This is a genomic window from Nostoc sp. ChiSLP03a (assembly GCF_034531215.2).
Taxonomy (GTDB): domain Bacteria; phylum Cyanobacteriota; class Cyanobacteriia; order Cyanobacteriales; family Nostocaceae; genus Nostoc.
This window is the reverse complement of sequence record NZ_JAVRBQ020000076.1, coordinates 1-21,293: the sequence shown is the minus strand read 5'-3', so window position 1 is coordinate 21,293 and position 21,293 is coordinate 1. Positions and strand designations below refer to the sequence as shown.

General features: G+C 40.3%; 20 protein-coding genes and 3 tRNA genes. 6 read left to right on the top strand and 17 right to left on the bottom strand.

The window, feature by feature from the left end; all coding sequences use genetic code 11:
* Nucleotides 1-115: 115 nt before the first annotated feature.
* The 6 genes from RMY32_RS12950 to RMY32_RS12925 all read right to left on the bottom strand — a co-directional run bounded on the left by RMY32_RS12950 (nucleotide 116) and on the right by RMY32_RS12925 (nucleotide 5,208).
* A complete protein-coding gene (locus tag RMY32_RS12950; protein ID WP_322715373.1) occupies nucleotides 116-1,642 on the bottom strand; it encodes a slipin family protein in 1,527 nt (508 codons plus the stop codon).
* A gap of 776 nt (nucleotides 1,643-2,418) precedes the next feature.
* A tRNA-Ile gene (locus RMY32_RS12945) sits at nucleotides 2,419-2,491 on the bottom strand.
* 215 nt (nucleotides 2,492-2,706) lie between these two features.
* The gene (locus tag RMY32_RS12940) at nucleotides 2,707-3,813 is read right to left on the bottom strand and encodes a reverse transcriptase family protein (RefSeq protein WP_322715362.1); all 1,107 of its coding nucleotides are present in this window, start codon (nucleotides 3,811-3,813) and stop codon (nucleotides 2,707-2,709) included.
* Between the two features lie 398 nt (nucleotides 3,814-4,211).
* A tRNA-Met gene (locus RMY32_RS12935) sits at nucleotides 4,212-4,286 on the bottom strand.
* Nucleotides 4,286-4,361 (bottom strand) — tRNA-Met (locus RMY32_RS12930). Before RMY32_RS12930 ends, RMY32_RS12935 begins: the two co-directional genes overlap by 1 nt.
* A 268-nt stretch (nucleotides 4,362-4,629) precedes the next feature.
* Nucleotides 4,630-5,208: a hypothetical protein gene (locus RMY32_RS12925; RefSeq protein ID WP_322715360.1), complete on the bottom strand. Its 579-nt coding sequence runs from the start codon at nucleotides 5,206-5,208 to the stop codon at nucleotides 4,630-4,632.
* A 166-nt stretch (nucleotides 5,209-5,374) separates the two neighbouring features.
* Here RMY32_RS12925 and RMY32_RS12920 point away from each other — a divergent pair, with 166 nt between their 5' ends.
* The gene (locus RMY32_RS12920) at nucleotides 5,375-6,025 is read left to right on the top strand and encodes a TraX family protein (protein ID WP_322715358.1); all 651 of its coding nucleotides are present in this window, start codon (nucleotides 5,375-5,377) and stop codon (nucleotides 6,023-6,025) included.
* Nucleotides 6,026-6,320: 295 nt separating this feature from the next.
* Here the strand turns inward: RMY32_RS12920 and RMY32_RS12915 are convergent, their stop codons facing one another.
* The 3 genes from RMY32_RS12915 to RMY32_RS12905 all read right to left on the bottom strand — a co-directional run bounded on the left by RMY32_RS12915 (nucleotide 6,321) and on the right by RMY32_RS12905 (nucleotide 8,084).
* On the bottom strand, nucleotides 6,321-6,656 hold the full coding sequence (locus tag RMY32_RS12915; protein WP_322715356.1) for a XisI protein: 336 nt from the start codon (nucleotides 6,654-6,656) through the stop codon (nucleotides 6,321-6,323).
* Nucleotides 6,644-7,060, bottom strand: a complete 417-nt coding sequence (locus RMY32_RS12910; RefSeq protein WP_322715354.1) for a XisH family protein — start codon at nucleotides 7,058-7,060, stop codon at nucleotides 6,644-6,646. Before RMY32_RS12910 ends, RMY32_RS12915 begins: the two co-directional genes overlap by 13 nt.
* A 571-nt stretch (nucleotides 7,061-7,631) precedes the next feature.
* Nucleotides 7,632-8,084, bottom strand: a complete 453-nt coding sequence (locus RMY32_RS12905; RefSeq protein WP_322715352.1) for a hypothetical protein — start codon at nucleotides 8,082-8,084, stop codon at nucleotides 7,632-7,634.
* Between the two features lie 956 nt (nucleotides 8,085-9,040).
* On the opposite strand from RMY32_RS12905, the gene RMY32_RS12900 reads away from it, so the two are divergent.
* Nucleotides 9,041-9,463 (top strand): hypothetical protein, encoded by a 423-nt coding sequence (locus tag RMY32_RS12900; RefSeq protein ID WP_322715351.1) that lies wholly within the window; start codon nucleotides 9,041-9,043, stop codon nucleotides 9,461-9,463.
* Nucleotides 9,464-9,797: 334 nt separating this feature from the next.
* On the opposite strand, the gene RMY32_RS12895 is transcribed toward RMY32_RS12900, so the two are convergent.
* The 3 genes from RMY32_RS12895 to RMY32_RS12885 form a co-directional block, all read right to left on the bottom strand.
* A complete protein-coding gene (locus tag RMY32_RS12895; protein ID WP_322715349.1) occupies nucleotides 9,798-11,387 on the bottom strand; it encodes an alkaline phosphatase in 1,590 nt (529 codons plus the stop codon).
* Nucleotides 11,388-11,610: 223 nt separating this feature from the next.
* Complete coding sequence (locus RMY32_RS12890) at nucleotides 11,611-12,159, bottom strand: PEP-CTERM sorting domain-containing protein (protein WP_322715348.1); 549 nt, start codon at nucleotides 12,157-12,159, stop codon at nucleotides 11,611-11,613.
* A 433-nt stretch (nucleotides 12,160-12,592) separates the two neighbouring features.
* Entirely contained in the window at nucleotides 12,593-13,477 is an 885-nt protein-coding gene (locus RMY32_RS12885; protein WP_322715347.1) for a glycoside hydrolase family 75 protein, read from the bottom strand.
* A 417-nt stretch (nucleotides 13,478-13,894) separates the two neighbouring features.
* On the opposite strand from RMY32_RS12885, the gene RMY32_RS12880 reads away from it, so the two are divergent.
* Complete coding sequence (locus RMY32_RS12880; protein WP_322715345.1) at nucleotides 13,895-16,102, top strand: ATP-binding protein; 2,208 nt, start codon at nucleotides 13,895-13,897, stop codon at nucleotides 16,100-16,102.
* Between the two features lie 54 nt (nucleotides 16,103-16,156).
* Here RMY32_RS12880 and RMY32_RS12875 read toward each other — a convergent pair whose 3' ends face one another.
* On the bottom strand, nucleotides 16,157-16,300 hold the full coding sequence (locus RMY32_RS12875) for a hypothetical protein (RefSeq protein WP_322715343.1): 144 nt from the start codon (nucleotides 16,298-16,300) through the stop codon (nucleotides 16,157-16,159).
* 174 nt (nucleotides 16,301-16,474) lie between these two features.
* On the opposite strand from RMY32_RS12875, the gene RMY32_RS12870 reads away from it, so the two are divergent.
* Nucleotides 16,475-17,122, top strand: a complete 648-nt coding sequence (locus tag RMY32_RS12870) for a class I SAM-dependent methyltransferase (protein WP_322715341.1) — start codon at nucleotides 16,475-16,477, stop codon at nucleotides 17,120-17,122.
* Nucleotides 17,123-17,283: 161 nt separating this feature from the next.
* Here RMY32_RS12870 and RMY32_RS12865 read toward each other — a convergent pair whose 3' ends face one another.
* The gene (locus tag RMY32_RS12865) at nucleotides 17,284-17,757 is read right to left on the bottom strand and encodes a hypothetical protein (RefSeq protein WP_322715340.1); all 474 of its coding nucleotides are present in this window, start codon (nucleotides 17,755-17,757) and stop codon (nucleotides 17,284-17,286) included.
* Between the two features lie 173 nt (nucleotides 17,758-17,930).
* Nucleotides 17,931-18,728 carry a dienelactone hydrolase family protein gene (locus RMY32_RS12860; RefSeq protein ID WP_322715338.1) on the bottom strand — a complete coding sequence of 266 codons (798 nt, stop codon included), beginning with the start codon at nucleotides 18,726-18,728 and terminating at the stop codon, nucleotides 17,931-17,933.
* 324 nt (nucleotides 18,729-19,052) lie between these two features.
* Between RMY32_RS12860 and RMY32_RS12855 the strand changes: the two genes are divergently transcribed.
* Nucleotides 19,053-19,592 carry a DUF2267 domain-containing protein gene (locus RMY32_RS12855; RefSeq protein ID WP_322715336.1) on the top strand — a complete coding sequence of 180 codons (540 nt, stop codon included), beginning with the start codon at nucleotides 19,053-19,055 and terminating at the stop codon, nucleotides 19,590-19,592.
* Nucleotides 19,593-19,657: 65 nt separating this feature from the next.
* On the opposite strand, the gene RMY32_RS12850 is transcribed toward RMY32_RS12855, so the two are convergent.
* Together RMY32_RS12850 and RMY32_RS12845 are read right to left on the bottom strand one after the other, a co-directional pair.
* A complete protein-coding gene (locus RMY32_RS12850) occupies nucleotides 19,658-19,996 on the bottom strand; it encodes a XisI protein (RefSeq protein WP_322715334.1) in 339 nt (112 codons plus the stop codon).
* A complete protein-coding gene (locus tag RMY32_RS12845; RefSeq protein WP_322715333.1) occupies nucleotides 19,984-20,400 on the bottom strand; it encodes a XisH family protein in 417 nt (138 codons plus the stop codon). Before RMY32_RS12845 ends, RMY32_RS12850 begins: the two co-directional genes overlap by 13 nt.
* Nucleotides 20,401-20,608: 208 nt before the next feature.
* Between RMY32_RS12845 and RMY32_RS12840 the strand changes: the two genes are divergently transcribed.
* Nucleotides 20,609-21,178, top strand: coding sequence for a Uma2 family endonuclease (locus RMY32_RS12840; RefSeq protein ID WP_322715372.1), 570 nt, complete (start codon nucleotides 20,609-20,611; stop codon nucleotides 21,176-21,178).
* Nucleotides 21,179-21,293 lie beyond the last annotated feature (115 nt).

Here is a 21,293-nt window from a genome sequence, read left to right as displayed (position 1 = left end):
ACGCATTAAACCGTCCAATCCTCAATTAACAGTCCGGGTACTTTGCCTAAATCCCGATGATTGCGCGTTAATAAAACTAATTTCCGAGATAGTGCGATCGCTTTTAATAACTAAATCATTGCGGATTCATCCGAATCAAGTCTGTCAAAATACTATCCAAACTGCCGTTAACTTGAATGCGATCAATCTTCTCTGCAATCCGCTCTAATACTTCGAGTTCCTTTAGACGCAATGCAACGGGGTTATCCTCCATCACTTTAGCAGTGTTTAGCATACTGCGAGTAGCAGCAGTTTCTTCTCTACGCCTGACTACGTTTGCTTGAGCGGCTTTTTCTGCCTCGACTACCTTGCTCAAGATAGTCTTAATTTCACCAGGTAAAATAATATCTTTGACACCGACAGAATCTACTTCAATTCCATATTCTGCGGCTTTCTGGCGAATGTATTCAGATATACTTCTATCAATTGCACCTTTATCTTCTAATAAAGTATCTAAGTTACGTTCGCCGACTGCACCACGCAAAGCAAACTGTAATTCTTTGTACAAATAACCAGAAATATCTGATAACCCGTTTTTTGCCCTCAATGGGTCGAGTATGCGAAAGCCTGCGGTCAAGTTTAACCGCAGAGGTACTTTATCTTTAGAGAGGATGTCTTGACCGGATACTTCCATATTTTGCAGTCGGAGGTCAATGGTTTCGGTTTGAAAAGAGCGGCCAAATAACCACCAAGCGTGTACTCCTGGCGATCGCAGTCCTTGAAACTCTTGATTAATGTATACTAGTCCCACATGTTGGGCGGGAACTTGGCAAATATGCAAACAGTTGCGACTGAGCAATTTCACTTCTGTTGAACCTTCAACCAACTCAGCCACTAAGTTAGGCTGTAACTGAGCATCAGTGCTGATGTCGAGAATTTCCACTGCAACACCCTGCCAAAATAACTTCCGGGTGGTGGGTGGCAAAATCGAAATCACTTTCCCTCGATATCGCACAATTGCAACTTGCGAAGTCTGTAATTGCACGGTTTCACAGTAAGCAGCTATAAAGTCGGGATGTTTTTCAATGAGTACATCTTCTAGGGGAAAGTCTGGGTTAGGGATAATCCGACTGAGAATTCGGACTGTAACATCTCTATCTACCGACCAAAAAGCATACTCTCCTGGTTCTAAAGGTCGCACAAAATTATTTTGCAGATATAGTAAACCAATCTCATACTCTGAGATTTGGAACTTCTTCACTCCATTCAACGCAACTGAGCGCAATTGCTGTACAAAGTAACTAGGTAATTCTAAGCTTTCTTCCAAGTTGAATATATGAGACTCTACTTCAATAAAACCACGCCAAAAAGCAATCAATTTATTTGGTGCAACGCTTACCCAATTCTGACCGTAGCGGACTAATGCAACTTGATTGAATGCGGTTCTGATAATCAATAAGTGTTCTTGTAGTTCGGCTTGGTGATTTCGCAACAACAGTTCTAGGTTTTCAATTTGAGCTAGTGGCTGATTGAGGTCATAAATTTTTACTTGCCAATGCCGACCTAAATATGTATGTGTACCAGGTTGCAAAATTTTCTTAAAATCACTGCGGTGATATAAGATGCCGATTTCGTTAGGTTTGATATAAAACGTTTGCCACATAGTAATTTGCATAAATAATTTGTGTGATAGCTGAAGTAAGCTAGGCGATGCCTGGGTTGGGCGTAGCGATGTCTACGACGGGCTACGCCAACGCAACTAGCTAAGAAGATTTGATAAAAACATTTATAACCTTGCTTGAACTAAAGTACCACCTGTATATCACAGTTTTAGTACGGCAACAGTCCGAATTTATCTTGAGGTTCTTAGGTTTTATAACCCTATAAACAAAGGCTAAAGGATTGGTTTTAGCTATTTGTATTATTATACTACAAAAATATTTATACCAATTTTAAAAAAGAATGCGACAGATACATACGGACATACCTTTGTTCTGTCTAGCTTTCCTAATTTTGAATTTTGTTAGCGCCGGCGGCAAGCGAGTCCGCGAGCGTCATTTTGAATTTTGAATTGATATTACTCTGCCAGTGCAGGTTTTTACAGTTCCGGTGCGGGCAAAAGCTTCTCCAAAGCTGGATTAAGATTGCTGTTACTTTTCCCAAATTGCTCAATGGCAATCTAAAAAAAGAGAACCGCGCTCAAATATGCCGTTCGCTTTGCCAATCCAGAATCCCCAAAGGAAAACCAGATGTAGGAAAAGGAAGGAACATACTCAAGTTAGGGAGAGATACAGTTGCGCTAGCTCCTTGACTGTTATAAATACCTGCATGACAGAGTAGAAAAAACAAAAAGTTTTTTGATTGGGTCTTTTTGAATACCCAATAATTCTGCGGCCTTGTCCCTAACAAGGTGCCCGTACCCAGGGCGAGGGTTTTTGCCCGAAAGTATAGGAATCGAACCTACAACTAATCGGCGATACACCGATCGCTCTACCAAATGAGCTAACTTTCATGGTGAAATAGTTGAAAGTACTGGGCGGTATACGCTATTACCAGAGGTTAGCGTACCAGTTGGGTATACAGAACCCAAACTACAGCTTTGTGACTTTGTTACTATCCCGGTTCAAATTTAACACAGGAAAAAAGTGAAAGGGCGAATTATATCCGCTCTGGCTTTTATTTGCTCAGGTACGCCTAAATAAACCTTTTCTAGCAAAATAAGCAGCTTTAAAAACGTACTTCATCTGTTTGGGAGTCACCATATTTCTGCTTGATACGTTCCACGCTTGACTTAAATTCTGCACCTTTGGTCGGGTTAATCATTGCTACATAATTTGCAAACCCGGTAATTGCGGCAATTAAATTAGTTGATTTTCCCCAAGTTTTTCCTGATAAACCTTCTTGTTCTATTTGATATAGAGTTGCGCGAAAGGCTTTTAATGTCTTTTTAGATATATTTAATTGCTTATTTACAATAACACCTGTTACTTCCTGCTGCACTGATTTACCGGAAATCTTGGTTTTATTATCATTAACAGTAAAACCTTCACTAGTAATAATAAATTTAGTGTTTTTAATCAAATTAGATATTTGAGACGATGCATTCCCAGAAGCAGAAAATGTTAAATCGTCAGCGTATCGCGTATAGCAAAACCCAAGATTTTCAGCGATCGCAGCAAGACGACTATCGAGATTACGGCAAACTAGATTAGAAATAGCCGGACTTGCAGGCGAACCTTGAGGTAAATGGCGGTTTTCTGAAGCTGTATTGTTAATTTGTCCATTTATTACTATTTCAGCAGTCGTACAAATCAAACTGAAAGTTGTCGCCGTAGATTCTGAATAACCAAACCCAGAAAATAATTCTTTGACACGTTTGTAAGAAATTGACTGAAAAAAATTCTGTAAATCAATATTGACTATTACATTTGCACCAACATGTGGTTTGGCATTGGTGACTATCGAACGATTTTTACAAAAGCCGTGCGCTGCATTGTGAATTTCTAATTTTTCTAAAATATTATCTAGAATCCACCTTTGAGCAGCTTTAAGTTCGGGCTTTGGTGCAGAAATAATTCTATCTCCACCTACCTTTTTTGAAATTTTGAAAGGGAGGTAATGTCTAGTTAGGGATGTACTAGTTGTTAAAAAGCGCAGTTTTTCTAAGCTTATTCCCATTGCAAAGGCTATTTCTTCGGCAGTATTATATTCAGCTAAACCATGCGATGCCTGCGGCTGGCGTAGCGATCGCAAAAATGCTAAATTATCAGTTTGCAACTTTTCTAGATTATTTTCAGCCGCTAATGGGGTAGTGCTTAGATTTTTGCTGGACATAATACAAAAGCTTTTTTTTACTCTGCAAGTGCAAGTGTTTACAGTTTAGGTGTGGGCAAAAGCTTCTCCAAAGCTGGATTAAGATTGCTGTTACTTTTCCCAAACTGCTCAATGACAATCTAGAAAAAGAACCGCGCTCAAATATACCGTTCAATTTACCAATCTAGAATCCTAAAAGAAAACTAGATGTAGAAAACGAAGGGACATACTCAAGTTAGGGAGAAATGCAGTTGCGCTTACTCCTTGACTGTAGCTACCGAACATTACCCTTACGAGTAATGACCGACAGCAGAACACTGCACCGCAGAGTTGAGAAAATGAGGGGTCTCGAATCTGTTAAGATCCGTACCATATTGGCTACCTTGGAAGGGTATTGTCTTTTAACCCGGACAGGGTTCTGGGTGAAAGTATAGGAATCGAACCTACAACACATCGATTATGAGTCGATTGCTCTACCAGTGAGCTAACTTCCTGGGGTTTGATACAGGACTCGAACCTGTGACCAATCGATTATGAGTCGATCGCTCTACCAACTGAGCTAATCAAACGATGGTATAGTTTAAAGGACTCGGCGGTATACGCTTATGCAAAAGCTTGGCGCACCAGTTAGGCGTATAGAACCTAAACTATAGCTTTGTAACTTTGTTACTATCCCGCTCCAAATTTAGCATAAAGGAATTGGGCATTGGGAGTGCTGCCCCAAATATGCAACGCCCAAACAACCTGTGCATACACACCAAGATATCTCGACAGTCCGCTCCAAAAAAGCATAGTGTTTTCTATCTTTAAAGAAGTTTGAGCAATTATTCTTGGGCTTTAGTCTGGGAAAGCTAGACCAGTCATGGGGTCGCGAATATACAACCCTAATGTGAGGCTACGGATAGCTTCATCCCAAACGGGTATTAGTTGCTCTGCTTGATCTGCCCAATAATCGAATGTAATCAAGCATTGAACATTCGACCCCAAACCAATGCAAGTCCGCGAAAAAGCTTCCCGTGGTTCTTCTTGAGTGTCAATGAACTTCATCTCTGTCCAGACAATTCTGGCAGTTTGACGCTTGACGGTAATAATTTCTCCTCTCTCAATGACGTTGCGGCTGTCGTCTTCCAAGACTTTCTTCAAGGTGGATTTGAGCGGAAACTGGCTCCAGTCATTGGGTGGCAGGCGATTAAAAGATACTTCTAGACAGCAATCATCGTTAGGCGGTTTTTTATCCATGAACTTGAAGGATTTCTCTTGTGGCTCAAAAACCCAACTTTGGGGAACATTCAAGCGAACAGCGCCTCGATCTGCTACAAAAATTTTGTAACCTGATGGAGATTCCCAACGATGATCGGGTTTGAGTTCAAGCGTTTCTTTTATCCACTGAAGATTGCTTTTTTTTCGCTTTGCCATAGTGTTTCTGCATTTTCTGCTGAACAGGGCGACGCGGAATAGCCCATCATAGACATTGCCCTTTTTGTTAATGTTATCAAATTGTTAGGATTTTGAATAACTATTATATTAAATTAATCAGATTTTAGGGATTTTATATCAAGCAATCTAAGGTAACGGTAACGTTGTGATTAAAGTTTCAGCTTTTAGCATTAAAATTTTAGCAGCTGTATTCATGGTTATGGATCATGTGTGCTATTTGCTAATGCCGGAGTTAGTAATCTTGCACTTATTGGGGCGATTGAGCTTTCCCCTCTTTGCCTGGCTTCTGGCTGAAGGCGAAAAACATACCCATAATGTACACCGCTATGGGAGGAGACTATTAATTACAGCAATAATATCTCAACCAATCTACACTATTGTTTTCCAGAGCTTATCACTTAATATTCTGTTCACGCTTCTTCTTGGACTTGTGATGTTGCGCTTAATAAAGCGTTACTCACAATTATGGCAGCAATTAATAATTATCGGCTTGTGTGCAGTAGTTGCCGAGGGCTTGGGCGTTGAATATAGAGTATATGGGATTGCAGTAATTTTCTTGATGTCCCTAATAGACAAACTCAAACCCCAAGTATGGTTGCTCTACTGGTGCTTTTTTCACTTTATTTTAGTAACTCTATTTATAAGTGATATAGTGCAATATTGGGCAATTATTGCAGGATTCATTGTTTTTCAATTCAATGGAAAACAAGGTTCACGAGCTAGATGGTTTTATGTGTTCTACCCGGCTCATTTAATTATTTTAGGTATAATCAATTATTTAATCCAGTCTAAATAGGATTAACTATCTGTATTGCTCTACAGATAACCTTAATACAATTGGCTTCACGGATTGAGGCAAAGTAATCCTTTAACTAAACAGCGATCGCATAAGAAAGCTGGTATCCAATCCTTTAAAATCAATAAGGGCTGGCAGTGAGGCGGACAAGAATTTTGCTAGATTATTTTTTTAGGCTTTGCTATAGTGTTTTTGCTTTCTCTGCCGAAGAGTACGTGGGCGTAGCCTGTTGTTGACATCGCCCAGATTATTATCAGCGATCGCGCAATGCACCATTGCATATATAGCTAACTCCTTAAGCAACGCCGTAATCTGTGTACTGCCTTTTATAAGGAGGCTGCAATCCCAAAACGATGTCATTTTTGGGAACACCCATCTTGACTAACTCCTCAGCAGGATTCTGATCTGTTAAGTTCTGCTGAAGCCATATTTTTCCGTTTTTAATGTCAAAATGGATAACACATCGATAAATGCGGTCGAATTCTTGCCAACCCACATTCATCCACTGATAATGATCTCGCTCTGTATCGAAGATGAGTTGAGCCTCGACCTTATCATCTGAAACATCGTCATTGGCATAACGAGTAAGCAAAGTCTGAATATACTCTCGATACTTAGCTATTTTATCCATTGCACAATCACCTCATTCACTGGATCGTAGACAACTAACAAAACTTGATATATTTGTACTACTGTCTGCGTGAACTCAAGTTGAAAGAAAGTTCGATAGGCATCTACTGGAACTGCCAAATATAATACTCGCTCAGGCTCAGTTGCTTTTAGCGCCAAGCGATAACTGAGGAATTGACCTAAAGCCCCGTAGAAATCTGTAATTGCAGAAGGATTCAGAAAGCTCTTAATCTCGACTGCTATTTTCTCACCTGCTCTCTCGGCTGCAACCAGTCTTTCTGCACCCAAATCAATCTGAAAGTTGACGTTACCAAATTTAAATTTGAGTGGATCATCTGTAATTACCCATTGCTCTTTTTGTAGAGCTTGCTTAACTGCTTCGTGAAAAATGTCCTTTGCTGACACAGATAAAATTAGATACTTCTACACTCATGATGGTACTCTTTTTGCTGAAAAAGTAAACGCCTCTACTATTTTGACCTCTAAGTTTTCGCCAGTCTGCTCAAAAGACTAAGCGATCGCTCACTTTACTAATCGTATCAAACTTGCCAGTAATAGAGTGTGTTCTCGTGCAGCACAATGCACATTATAGGAGGGATGCGATTATACTTTAAGCTAAAATAATGAACTTATATTAGCCAAATACTTTTGGTTTTTTCGGTTGTGCTAAAAAGGTTGAGTCTTCATGGTACATAATATATCTGCCCTCACCAGGAACCTCCGGGTAGTCGAGACGTGGTACGTGTCGCAAGTCAATCATTACATTATTTGGCAGGTTTCATCTAAGTCTTTAACCGCACAAATGAATAGACCTCTTGCATAAGTCGAATAGACCCCCCTTAATCCCCCCTTATAAAGGGGGGAAACTTGAAATATTGCCCCCTCCCCAACACATCGGGGAGGGTTGGGGAGGAGTGATTCAAGGATTTTTGCAAGAGGTCTAATGATTGGTAAGGTTTCTGAAAAACTTTGTGATCTACGGAGCCTGAATTGTGATAGAACAACTAGGATCAGGAGCGGAGCTTTTATCAAAAATAAACGTAGCAAGGATTCTTTGACGACCTGGTATATAAGGGCCACCCAACTCATGCTGATTATTATCTTGGATGCTTGCATCTCCGGTAGTGATTTGTGTTAGAGCCCCCTCGTCATCGTAATAAATATTTGCTTTATTACCGCCGCGATTACGTCCCTTGTCAATTTTATAGTTGATTCTTACTACTGGGCCTAGAAATTTTCCGGAGGGAGTGTGATCGATTACAATTGTGCCTGTAAAACCTCCTTTACTACATGAATAGTAACTAATAACGGCATTAGCCGTAGTTGGAGTTAAAGCAATGCCACTGCAAGCAATAGCCATTGCTACAGTACCAATAACAAAACGGTTTGTAGCCTTTCTAATTTGATAAACAGTTAAAGTATTAATCATTTCTGACTTCCTTTTTGATTAAGTTATACTTTGCATTAATTAAATTAAAATCAATAAATACCAGAAAATTTTAATGCTAATACAAAACTTCAAAAAACATATTTGCAGCAATGATCATCGCCAAAAAGAATGTTGAAGATGATTTAAGAACCTCTCTACAAACAGCAAACTCGTAAATTTAATCAGTGGGATACATACTGCTTGCTTCAATTGTTAGCTTTTTATCAGTGTCTAGCTCTACATCATTAATACCCACAGGTGACAACATCGCCAAGCTTGTGTCCTGAAAGTAACATCTTGACTGCAATCGCTCGTTTTACCTCACGTTTGTCTTGGCTGTGTTCGATAAACTCTGTTAGCGATCACATCCACATTACTACTAGCCCTTCTTAGTCGCAAATATTACTTACATTTGTCTTCTGTATTTTCTCACGAATCATTCAGGATTACTATATCTAATAGACACATTTAGACATAATACAAGCTGTATTTAAGCGTTATGCTTTGCGATCGCACTACCATCACAACGATCAAAGCTAGCTATTGCAGTACAAAAATATGCATAAAGTCGAATTTAGTTAACAAAATAAGCTTTTACTTACTCAAAATGCCTTATGACTTATTCATTTTGGTGTTTTCCGCAAGTAAAATCAGCTTTGACTTACTCAAAATGCCTTATGACTTACTCATTTTGGTGTTTTCCGCAAGTAAAATTAGCTTTGACTTACTCAAAATGCCATTTAACTTATTTATTTTGGTGTTTTCCGCAAGTAAAATCAACTTTGACTTTCTCAAACCCCAGTTTGCTTTCTCATTTCAGTAGTTAGCGCATTCATGACAACGATCGCTATGTAGCAAAAACTATTACAGATTTGCCGGAATTCTCTCAAGCTGATCTATACAGAAATTTTTTAAGGTAAAGAATATTAACCGTACTATATTTTTAGGTGTAGATTATGGCTCGGAGAAAAAGAACTTCTGTAGTGTTAGAAAAAGCAGTGCGCCGTGCGGCTAGCATAAACTCAATTGATCCGAGGTTAGATTTAGGCAATGGACTTACCTTACCTGCTTTCTCAACTCTGATCGAGACGATGCGATCTAAAGAAAATGCTTACAATAGTGCCCTTTCCAGCTTGGATAAGTTGTATCGGGAAATGCTAGAAACAGAAAGCGAGTTGGGAGATATGACAGAACAAATGCTAATGGCAGTTGGAACTCGATATGGCAAAAGCAGTGTTGAGTACGGTATGGCGGGAGGAGTTCCTAAAAATCAGCGTCGTAAGAGACAGCGAGGAAAGTCACCAATCAATGATGAGCAACCGTCATTCGTTGCCAGTATGGAGAGCAACAATGGAAAGAAACCAGCAGTGACAACTTAATATGTGCTATTCTATGCAAAATTTTTTCAAGCAAAAATGATTCTTACGGATTTAAAGTAGTTATCAAAATATGGCAGCTATAACTGCGATCGCTAATCTTGTAAGTTAGGGAGCCACTGCATTGTTATCCCCAATTAATATCACCTGCTTTGCTTGCCGTTATCAAATTATTGTTTAACAAATTTCTAGTGCGATCGTTGCTCTTGTAGATTGGGTTGACGGTAGAAAGTATCGACTTGCAAAAGTCAATTTTCTGAAAATGAAACCAGAGATGGATACAGATAAACACTGATGATTTATCTGTATCCATCTATGATACCTGGGAATTAAACGATTAGACTTGTTGTATTTCTGGACGACCATCTTCAACCACAAATGAAGCCCGCTTACTAATTGTGCCAAATGGAGTTGTGACGTTTGATAAAACTAGATAGTCTGTTTTGCAGGTTGTGGGAGTCAGCGCACAGCGAACATACCCCCGTTGACTGTTGAAGAACTTAATGTGTGGGTTATCGGGTAAGTAAGCTTCAACATTTGGGGTGGTATCTGCCCCATCTCCACCAGAGGTTATTGAAGTACAAACAAATTCACTCCCGACTGTAGCAGATTCTGGATTATTAAAGTCAGCCTTTAAATTCATTGCCCAGTTGGAATGGATATCGCCTGATAATACGATTGGATTAGATGGTTTGCGCTGTTCTAAGAAACGCATGAGGCGATCGCGGGAAGCCACATAACCATCCCACTTATCCATGCTATAGGTTCCGCCTTTTCCTGGTTTCATGTCTATCTGAGCAACTACAACTTGCTGGGCTAAAACATTCCACTTAGCCTGTGAGTTATCTAAACCATCATATAGCCAATTTTCCTGACGCTTGCCAGTAATCGTTGCATTCGGATCTAAATTTTCTGGACAACGTTCTTTAGTACCATCACCACATGGCTGATCGGTGCGATATTGGCGGGTATCTAGGACATGGAAGGTGGCTAAGTTACCAAAGTCGAGCCGACGGAAAAGTTGCATATCGGCACCAACAGGACGCGAAAAGGGGCGCAGTGGCATATGTTCGTAGTAAGCCTGATAGGCAGCAGCCCGTCGTTGGAGGAAGATTGCCGGATTCTGGTCTGGTTCAGTATCGACTTCCGAGATGTCGTTGGCATAGTTGTTTTCCACTTCATGGTCATCCCAGGTAACAATCCAGGGAAACGCTGCATGAGCTGCTTGCAGATTGGAATCAGTTTTATAGAGGGCGTGACGGTTGCGGTAATCTTCCAAAGTCACAATTTCTGCACTGTTATGCTGTCTGGGGCGATTCTTTGAAATTCCTCCTTCATAGATGTAGTCGCCAACATGCACAACTAAGCTGAGGTCGTCCTGGGCAAGATATTTGTAAGCAGTATAGTAGCCCTGCTCATAGTTCTGACAAGAGACAAGGGCAAAGTTTAATTTATTTAAGTAGCCACCTGCTAGAGGAGCTGTACGAGTGCGGCCAATAGGGCTAGCATCTTGACCGACAATAAACCGATACCAGTACCAACTATCAGGTTGCAGTCCCTCTACCACAACTCGAACTGAGTGAGCTAGTTGTGGAGTTGCAAGTACCGTACCTCTGGAGACAATACGCTTCATATCGGGATCGGTAGCCATTTCCCAGCGAATTGGCACATTAGCAGGTGGCATTCCACCTCCATTTAAGGGTTCGGGAGCTAGACGAGTCCAAATCACTACGCTAGTAGGATAGGGATCGCCTGACGCTATACCCAAAGTGAAAGGATAATTAGAAAATCTGCTTCTAGCGATCGCTCGTCGATCGGAAAATTGGTTAGCGATCGCCAAACCAGACAATGCTCCTGCCCCGATAATTAAGTTGCGTCGTTTGATTCGACTGTGTAGGAACTGCTCAAAATTCCGGTAATCTACCATTTTCTACTCCTGACTAACAGGTAAGTTAAAACGCAGCAACAGCTAACACGAAGAAGGCAGGTGGTCTTAGGCAAACTTCGTAACTAACTCCCTTACCAAAATCAGGTTTTAATTCCCAATTTTTTCTGGCATCAATGTATTAGATGTTGTTTTGCCAAATAAAAGCATATTACTAAGAGATTAATCCTTGGCAAAGAAAGCGTTAATATCAACTTAACCAAGATTAGATTTTAATCTTTTTCATTGATGCTACTTTTTTCTTAATTATCCAACCAAAACTACAAGCAAAGAGAGCGCCAACTAAAGGTGTAGGTTCAGGTACTTTTGTATAGGAGACTCTACCTGATATGGGTTTAGCATCTGGAGAAGTTCTAGAGAAAATTGTCAAATCCTCACCAATGATTTCGTAACTTATAGAACTGGAAGGATTAGATTTATTGTTAAACAGATAGTCTAATGCTAAAGATGTCTGTCCGGTTGAGAACGTAGTTGGAAATACTAGAGGAAATTCTGGATATTTGGTATCATCTTTTTCAGTGTAAACGGTAGAGTCACCATCAAATTGGAAAGAGAGTGACTTAATGGCGGCTACGGGATTATCTTCATTACTAAAAGTTGAGTCATCAAAGCTAAAAAAGCCATTTCCCTTTGTTACAGGACTATCAACTGTGAAAGCATAATTAATAATTGCAGCAGATACAGATTTGAACTCTACAGTAGCAAAACCTAAAGTCAAAGTAGCAGCAAAAACTAATTTTGGAACAATTTTCATTTCAGTTTTCCTCACCATAAACTTCTGTAAGCAATAGACATTGCAAGGTATATAAGCAGTTTATTTCTAAATTGCTGATTTTCCAGATGGGTATTCATCACTGATTATAACAGTGATAAAAATCAATACTTTTTCCCTTTTTGAGAAAAAGAAACTACTCTTCAAATAATTGAAGTCGCCCTATTTTAAAATTATGAGTTTAAGCGGACTTTAATTAAAGGTAAAATAAAATAGAATTTAAGTTAGCGAATAAAAGATTTAGCAGTTAACTAAAACATTTATATTCAACTGGCGACTGGCGAACAGGTGGCGCTCTCTGGGGATAAGGGGTAATGGAGACTGGTTGTACTGGAAATTGGGAGGATGAGTATATATTCATATCTCACCCTAAATGTTGTGTAATTATACTACTGATTGAAATGCAGAATGTGGATTATAGAGACTTGAGCCGTTCTACGCCACCCCATATTTCAAAGAACCGTTTAGTTTCAGCTTCTATTTCTGAAATTGTTCTTGGCTGTCCATTTCCAGAACCCGGAAAAACAATATAAACGATATCCTTGGGAATTCCTCGCTTGACTCTTGATTGTACTAATGGCTCGTTTCCAACAGCCTGAGACAAAGCGATTGAACCCTCTCCAATCTGGTTTTTAGGGCCAACATCAGCATAAATTGCAAAAGCGAGTTTTTCATTGCTAGTGTTATAAACAACTGCCAAATCTCCTAATTTAACGCCTGTAGCTTTTCTAAAACCATCATTTCCTGGAAGAACAATATACGGAATCTTTATTGAATCAACATAGCGGCGTGGATCTTGTTTAGCAAATCCAGAGTCGCATAATGCAGTTGTAGAAATATAGTATCCAGGATATGGATCGGTACTGCCTTGAATAAATGGATTGCCGTTTTTATCTACAGCTAGCGCCCACCAGTTATCTGAATACCCAGCATTTGCCAAAAAATCAATCCCTTTATCTGCGGGGTGATAAGCATTAGGCGCACCATCAGCATTAATGCTCATCCCTGCTTCATAGAAAAATGCAGATTCTCCATTTGCCTGGAGAATGGGAATTTCACCAATTTTAATCACAGTCTTGAGCGAAAATTTTGTGACTGGACTCAGTAATTTTTGAGCGACAAAACCTTCTAAAGTTTTTCCTTCAATAATAGTTGCAACCTTCCACCACTTCTCATTATCCGAATTTTGAATTTTAGATACAATATATCCTTTGGGAAGAGATGCTAATTGATTAGCTTCATCAACAATCGGTGCTGAACGTATATTCAAACTATCTGAGATTACTTGAAATTGCTGCATAAACTACTCCAAATTTAAAAGTTGAACTCATCAAAATACATTGGAAAAACCAAATTCTGTGCTGATGCGATCGCTAATATCTAGAATTAAACTCTAATTTTTTTATGTCGCGTCAGCTGGGCGGGCAATACCTGATTTTCTTGCTTTGAAGCAAGGCAAATACACGAGAAAGAACTTCTGCAACGCTCCCTAAATCTAAATGTCACTTACTAAATCGCTGGATTTCGATCCCCGACTGCTTGCAGACACCCAGAGGGTGGAAGTTGGGGATCTGGGCAGCAATTTTTGCCTAAGAAAGTACCATTCCACCCTAAAGCCGCCTTTGACTTGAGAAAAAAATTTCAACAAATGTGAGTATGCGAACATCTTGGGAACTATAGAAGCAAATCAAATCAGCACAACTTTCAGCTTCCAGCAATGAAGACTCCCTATCTCAGCAAAGCTAAGGCGTTCCCATTACAGATTGTTCTTATTGTTCCCTTCCTAATCCAAATTTTTGCAGCGGTTAGTTTAGTGGGTTATTTGTCTTTTAAAAATGGACAAAGAGCAGTTAACGACCTAGCCCAACAGTTGATAGATCGCACCACCGATGTCGTGGATGAACACCTAAAGTCTTATCTTTCCATTCCACAAACCCTTAATCAGATCAACGCAGATGCTATTCACAGGGGACTATTGAATGTGGGCGTGGGCGCAGCCGGCCGTAGGCATCGCCAAACCCTTGGCAAGTATTTCTGGGATCAGATGCAGGCTTATGACCTAACTTATATTGGTTTTGGACTAACAACGGGTGAGGGGCTGGGAGTCGCTCGTTATGATGGCAAAACTATTACCATTGATGATTGGACTGCCAAGCTTCCCAATAATACTTCCACTTATGCCACAGACGATCGAGGTAATCGAACTCAGGTGAATGCTCGATGGAGTTGGAACAATTTTAGTGAATCTTGGTATACCCAACCCATTGCTGCTGGTAAACCTATTTGGGCAAAGATTGTAACTGGAAATTATCCTAGTGGCCCCTACATTGCCGCCTCTGCCAGTCGTCCGATTTATGATTCGCAAAGTCGCTTACTAGGAATGGTTGCAACAGACATTCACCTACTAAAACTCAGCGATTTTTTACACAGTTTGAATATTAGTCAGTCTGGGCGAGTGTTTCTTTTGGAGCGGGATGGTACATTAATTGCTAGTTCCGGTACAGAGAAGCCTTTTGTCGTGATCAATCAAGAGATCCGGCGCTTGCACGCGATCGATAGTTCCGATCCAATCATTCAGAATGTTGCCAGACATTTCCAAACCTCTGGGTTTGGGTCTATCACCCAAGACACAGATTTTAAAGTTGAGGTGGAAGGAAAACGGCATTTTGTGGATATTCTACCTTGGCGTGACAAGTATGGCTTGGATTGGTTGGTGGTAGTGAGTGTGCCAGAAGACACATTCATGACCCAAATTAACGCGAATACGCGCACCACGATCGCTCTTTGTTTTGGCGCATTAGTCATTGCCTCTGTGATGGGCGTGTTTACCTCTTATTGGATTGTCCGCCCGATTTTGCGCTTGAATTGGGCAAGTGAGGCAATGGCATCTGGTAATTTCAATCAGACATTAGAAACTAGCCCCATTCAAGAACTTAATAGCCTATCTAATTCTTTCAACCAGATGGCAGGGCAATTACACGAATCCTTTAGTGCTTTAGAGAAAAGCAAAGAAGAACTAGAAGAACGAGTAGAAGAACGCACTACTGAACTTAAAAATGCATTAGGAGAATTGCAGCGCACTCAATCTCAAGTTATTCAAAGTGAAAAAATGTCTAGTTTGGGACAACTAGTGGCTGGAATCGCACACGAAATTAATAATCCAGTTAACTTTATTCATGGCAACCTCGCCCATGTGCAGGAATATACTCAGGATTTATTAGCACTGATGCAGTTGTACCAGCAATATAATCCCTACCCTGCTGCTGAAATTCAAACCGTTGCTGAAGACATCGATCTAGAGTTCTTGCAGGAAGACTTGCCAAAAATGTTGTCTTCGATGAGAGTAGGCACCGATCGCATTCGCCAAATTGTACTGTCGCTACGGAATTTCTCTCGCATTGATGAAGCAGAATTTAAACGGGTCAATATTCATGAAGGCATCGACAGCACCTTGATGATTTTGCAGCACCGCCTCAAAGGTAAACCAGAAGAACCTGAAATTGAGGTGATTAAAGACTATGGCACTGTACCCTTAGTAGAATGCTATGCCGGACAACTCAATCAGGTATTTATGAATATTTTAGTAAATGCGATTGATGCGTTAGAAGAAAATAATACTAAGCTTACATATCAGGAAATTAAGGAAAATCCCAGTCAAATTAAGATTCGCACATCGGTAGTTAATTCAACGTGGTTAGAAGTGGCGATCGCTGATAACGGAGTTGGTATTTCTCAAGAATTTCTGCAACGAATATTCGATCCCTTTTTCACCACTAAACCCGTTGGCAAAGGAACCGGAATGGGTATGTCCATCAGCTACCAAATCATCACAGAAAAACATGGCGGTAAACTAGAGTGTTTCTCAACTCCTGAAAAAGGAACCGAGTTTATCATTCAGATTCCTCTGCGGTTAAGGAATGGTTGAGGCTGCGATCGGGGAAGAGGAAGATGTAGAGAGTTTTGAATTATACAGCAGATTTCAAGTCGGGGAGGGGTGTACTTCTTTGACTTGGAAAGTGCTGTTAGTAACAATACCTTTGCTAATTTCCGAAGCTTGAGCAATGATTTGCCGTTTAGGGCGATCGCTCGCGATTTTTGATAATACACCAACTGCTCTTGTCACTTTGTTGCTATAGAAATTGTTCGGTCAAAAGACAATTATAAAGTTATTTTGTTGGTAAAACAGTATACTATGAAGTTTTTTTTATTGGTAAGAGAATATACAAGTTTTGGCCGCAAACAGATTATACAGTTGAACAGATAGTTCAAATCAGTAGTCCTGTTTGTTAAAAAATCTATGCAAATACATCAGGTGATTGAAACCTACGATCGGGGATCGGTGGATTATGACGCAATTATGAAGCGTTACTGGCACATCGAGCGCGAACCCTTAATTGCTTCCTTGCAGCTAAAGCCAGGACAAACCGTATTGGATGCTGCGGTAGGAACTGGTCTTAATCTTCCAGCCTATCCTGAAGGTGTACGTGTCGTCGGTGTCGATCTCTCTGAGAAGATGATGGATGAAGCACGTAAAAAACACGTATCCGCAGACATCACCTTCAAAGTATCGGATCTCTGCAATCTTGATTTTCCTGATAATAGTTTTGATGCAGCAGCATCGGGATTTACCTTCTGTGTCGTTAGCGATCCAGTCCGCGCCCTTGCAGAGATCCTACGAGTTACTAAGCCCGGTGCCTTGATTGCCATTCTCGATTACTGCAAATCGCAAGATCCAGAGATTCAGAAATGGCAAGAATTAATATCTGATGCAGCTTCACAGCTAGGCTTCCCGACTGGCAAGATTAAATGGGATGCATTGATGGATTATGACGAATTGATTTACAACAGCAAGCTCCCCATTGAAGTGCTTGCAGACGATCGCATAGAAAATCCAAACCCGTTTTTATGTGGTTGTCAATTACTGCTGAAAAACTCAAAAGCTTAAAGACATACTGCGATCGCACTCTTGTCCAATGAGTGCGATGTCTACAAAAAGCTGCTTCGTATATACGCAGATATTTTAATTCGAGTTGATCGTCAGGGGTAAATAGGCTGCGCTTATGGAGGCTGGTTGAAAAACAATTCCTACGCGATCAAGCGATGGCACTACCGAGTAAGACTAGGATCAACCTTCTTTAGGTAATCTCGAAAGATTTGATGTGCGGTTTTGTGGTTTCCTTCAGGAGTCATATCGGACAACCACCAAATGAAACTACTTTGATAACATCTTGGTTCATCTGTTGCAACTAATCGACCAAGGTGTTCACAATTCCAGCCAGTGAAAGTGTACTCCCAATTAGCAAAAACATGAAGGGCTTGTTTGAGCCGCTCAATTGTTTGCTTCGGCTCAAAAGCAATATGGTCAATGCCAACAACGAATTTTGACTCCCTTCTTTCAAAGGAACACAACCCACAACCTGTATCAAAAATGCGTGTATCTGACAGACCAATCCCATAATGCCAAAACGGATCAGGTGGATTTTGCCAGTTAAGTAAACGTCCATATCGCTGACTTAAAGGGTCAGCAAGACAGTCGATTTCTTGTATTGTCTTTTCAACTTGCTCTAAGAATAAAGGCATACACGAAGAGGGAAATTATATATCTGTTTATTGTACAAATCATTATGTATATTTTTTTAGAGCAGATACATATAATTTTCGGTATGCCCCTGGCTGACACATAGCTTACTAAGGCAAAGTTTGTTGTTGTTCAGGTAACGCACCTTGCATGATCGATGCGATTCCCGGATTTCTCACAAGTGATTTTGAAACAGTTCTAAAACATGTTGCCAAGCATCAGGAACAGCTTCAGGATTATAACTTGGATGTTGTTTCATAAATGGGTACTTGTCTTTGAAAAATCCGGCAAAGAATCCATGTCCTGCATCGTATCGAAATACACGATGATTTATGTGATGTTTCTTTAATTCTGCTTCGATTTGCTCGTTTTCTTCCTGAGAAACTAATGTATCTCTTGTCCCAAAAAATGCATAAATAGTACCTTTAATTTCTGAAGTACGATTAATGGTTGGAGTGTCTTCACCATAACTAGCAGTGGTAATTCCGCCACCATAAAACGAAGCTGTGGCTTTGATATCCGGTAAAGTTGCAGCCATATAAGCAACATGACCGCCAAAACAGAAACCAATCACACCGATCGCATCATCTTTGACATTGGGTAAAGTTTTGAGATAAGTAATGGTAGCTTGAATATCACTGAATATCTCTTGATATTTTACTTGTTGATAATATTCCAACCCCAGCCGATAGGCTTCTGGGCTATAGCCAATATCTTCTGGACTAAAGTCAGCCTCAAAACCCGGAGCAATACGTTGATACATCGCCGGGGCGATCGCGACATAACCTTGTTTAGCAATTAATTCGGTGATATCTCGAATATTGCTGTTGATACCAAAAATTTCTGGAAAAACGATAACCGCGCCAAAAGTTCCATTTTGTGCTGGTTGAGCTAAATAAGCATCGATTTCTAAGCCATTGTTAGGAACTTTGACATAGGAAGTGTGAATTTCGATGTTTGTTGTTTCTAGCATCTTTGTTTCGGCTGCTTTTATACTAACTCATCTATTTTCACTGTTTTTTGGTACCAATGGGCGATGTCTACAACGAGCAAAAACACTAAGAGTATTGCTCTACTCAATAGAATAGATATGATATTTTCAGAAATTAAATATGTGTTATCCAAAACCTTTGTAGAGGCGTAGTCCTGCTACCTGTATCCATGCAAATCAGATGAATTTCTAACTTTTGAATAAATGGCATCTCAAACTTCTGGAAGATTCCAAGGCTTTTTGATTTGTGCGACCTTACATAAAGTAAGCATAAAGACTCAAAATTAATAACCAGAAGAAAAAACAATGCCAGATCAAAGTTTTAGAACAGATATTCCAGAAGTTGATCCAACGGAGATTGAAGATAATCGAACTGCGATCGCTGACGAACATCGCTCGTTCCTAGAAAAAGTCCAGGTCAAAGGCGGATTTGCAGACCCCTATGATGCAAGGGATTTTACTGAAGTTGTGTTTCGCGTGATGCGCGACGTGATGACGACAGAAGCCAGCGATCGCGTCGAGGCAGAACTGCATACAGAGGCAGTACCTACAGATGAGAAAGCACTCCAGTTTGAAGTGTCCGATCTCTGGAAAGACACCAATCCCATTGTGGGATTTTTAAGCCGGGTTCGTCCACCCTGGAAAGGTTCAGGTATCTTCAATATCGATTCCGATCGCTTCCTATTCCGAGTTGCTAATGAAAGCGGAATGCCGCGCTCAGTAGACCGAGAGCAAGCGGTTAAAGCAGTGTTTTCTGCCACCAAAGACGAGCTTTCCGAAGAGCGGATTCAGGAAATTGCTAGCTGGCTACCTGATTATGTACGTCAGCTTTGGGAGCAGGCTTAATTAGAAAGGTGAACAAGTCAAGTCTGTTTGCGAGTAGCGATCGCAAACAGGCTTTTTAAATAGGTTTAGCCTACAGCAAACTCTGTATACTGCCTTACATGAGGTGCATGATATGCTATGACAATATCTTGCTTAGGTACTCCCTCGCTCACAAGTTGATCTGCGATCGCATCCTCTGTTCCATCATGCTGCACCCAAATTTTTCCATCTTTGATATCTACATGCAGCACACAGCCGTAAATCCGGGTACTACTATCCTTCCATCCTACATACACAAGCTGATAGTGGTCTTTTGTAGTGTCAAAAATAGTTTGACTTTCTATTGGATCGCTCTCAGAACGCAACTTTCCTCGCGCCGTCAATAATTTCTGAATTAGTTCACGATACAAAATTAGCTTATCCATTCTGCAATCTCCTGTTTTTCTGTGTCATACACTAAAAGGGGAATTTTGTTACGCACAATGACTGTTTGAATAAATGGATATCTGAAAAATCGCTTATAAACGTCGAGCGGAACTGCCAAATACAACCGCCGCTCTGGATCGTCATCTTCCAAAGCAATGCGGTAGTTAATAAATTGTCCAATTGCAATATGAAACTCAGAAATCGTTGAGGGTGCTAAAAACGTTTTGATTTCAACTGCAATCTTTTCCTCATCCTTTGTCGCTGCTAGCAATAGTTCTGCACCTAAATCGATATAAAAATCAACAAACCCCAAATCAATATGGTATGGATCGTGAGTAATTACCCATCCTTCTTTCTCAAGGGCAATCCTGACCAATGCATGAAACCTATCTCTTGCAGACATCGTAGATAGCTAACCAGAAAGATAAAGTCTTTGCCTAAATTCTATCGTTTATCCCATTCAAGCAGCATTAAGTGTAGACACATTCGCCTTTACAGAATCTGAAGGCGATCGCGCAGCATCTCGTAGAAAAGAGAAGATATCTCCTCACAACCAAATTTGTGACAAAATAATATTGTTGTCATATAGCCAGTGCGATCGCCTACAATCTATGATTTCTACCATCTCGCGCCGCTACAGCTTGGATGAATATCGTGCGATCGAAGAAAAAGCCGAAGGACGCAGCGAATATCGAGATGGAGAAATTGTACCCATGTCTGGAGGAACCCTTAAACACAGCCGCATTGGTCGGAACATTCTGACCTATTTTAGTACTGTGATGCGCGATACTCAATTTGAGCCAATTAACAGCGATTTACGGCTGTGGATTCCCGAACATCGACGTGGAGTATATCCAGACGTAATGGTTTTTGACGGCGAACCGCAATTAAATGGCGATCGCTTAGATGAAGTCTTGAATCCGATGCTAATTGTTGAAGTTCTATCTCCTTCCACCGCAGATTACGACCGACTTAGTAAATTTCGGATGTATCGCTCAATTGAGAGTTTTAGCGAATATTTATTAGTAGAACAGAATGAACCTTTTGTTGAACGCTATAGTAAACAAGCCAAAGGTTGGTTGCTCAGTGATTTTAGTGGCTTAGAACTATCTATTTCTTTAGATTCAGTTAATATTGATTTGCCGATGGCGGAAATTTATCGCGGCGTTGTTTTTGAGTGAATGAATGGACGCTACAAGAGAGATGCGATCGCGCTACAACGTGATTATTAAATGACAGTTAATCGTTTAATCCGAAATGCTGAGATAACTTCTTTATTGTAGAACTATCGCTCAT

Coding starts and splice junctions, on each gene's coding strand:
- RMY32_RS12950 (WP_322715373.1), bottom strand. CDS start 1,642: ATGTGGCAAACGTTTTATATCAAACCTAACGAAATCGGCATCTTATAT.
- RMY32_RS12940 (WP_322715362.1), bottom strand. CDS start 3,813: ATGTCCAGCAAAAATCTAAGCACTACCCCATTAGCGGCTGAAAATAAT.
- RMY32_RS12925 (WP_322715360.1), bottom strand. CDS start 5,208: ATGGCAAAGCGAAAAAAAAGCAATCTTCAGTGGATAAAAGAAACGCTT.
- RMY32_RS12915 (WP_322715356.1), bottom strand. CDS start 6,656: ATGGATAAAATAGCTAAGTATCGAGAGTATATTCAGACTTTGCTTACT.
- RMY32_RS12905 (WP_322715352.1), bottom strand. CDS start 8,084: ATGATTAATACTTTAACTGTTTATCAAATTAGAAAGGCTACAAACCGT.
- RMY32_RS12900 (WP_322715351.1), top strand. CDS start 9,041: ATGGCTCGGAGAAAAAGAACTTCTGTAGTGTTAGAAAAAGCAGTGCGC.
- RMY32_RS12895 (WP_322715349.1), bottom strand. CDS start 11,387: ATGGTAGATTACCGGAATTTTGAGCAGTTCCTACACAGTCGAATCAAA.
- RMY32_RS12890 (WP_322715348.1), bottom strand. CDS start 12,159: ATGAAAATTGTTCCAAAATTAGTTTTTGCTGCTACTTTGACTTTAGGT.
- RMY32_RS12885 (WP_322715347.1), bottom strand. CDS start 13,477: ATGCAGCAATTTCAAGTAATCTCAGATAGTTTGAATATACGTTCAGCA.
- RMY32_RS12880 (WP_322715345.1), top strand. CDS start 13,895: ATGAAGACTCCCTATCTCAGCAAAGCTAAGGCGTTCCCATTACAGATT.
- RMY32_RS12870 (WP_322715341.1), top strand. CDS start 16,475: ATGCAAATACATCAGGTGATTGAAACCTACGATCGGGGATCGGTGGAT.
- RMY32_RS12865 (WP_322715340.1), bottom strand. CDS start 17,757: ATGCCTTTATTCTTAGAGCAAGTTGAAAAGACAATACAAGAAATCGAC.
- RMY32_RS12860 (WP_322715338.1), bottom strand. CDS start 18,728: ATGCTAGAAACAACAAACATCGAAATTCACACTTCCTATGTCAAAGTT.
- RMY32_RS12855 (WP_322715336.1), top strand. CDS start 19,053: ATGCCAGATCAAAGTTTTAGAACAGATATTCCAGAAGTTGATCCAACG.
- RMY32_RS12850 (WP_322715334.1), bottom strand. CDS start 19,996: ATGGATAAGCTAATTTTGTATCGTGAACTAATTCAGAAATTATTGACG.
- RMY32_RS12845 (WP_322715333.1), bottom strand. CDS start 20,400: ATGTCTGCAAGAGATAGGTTTCATGCATTGGTCAGGATTGCCCTTGAG.
- RMY32_RS12840 (WP_322715372.1), top strand. CDS start 20,609: ATGATTTCTACCATCTCGCGCCGCTACAGCTTGGATGAATATCGTGCG.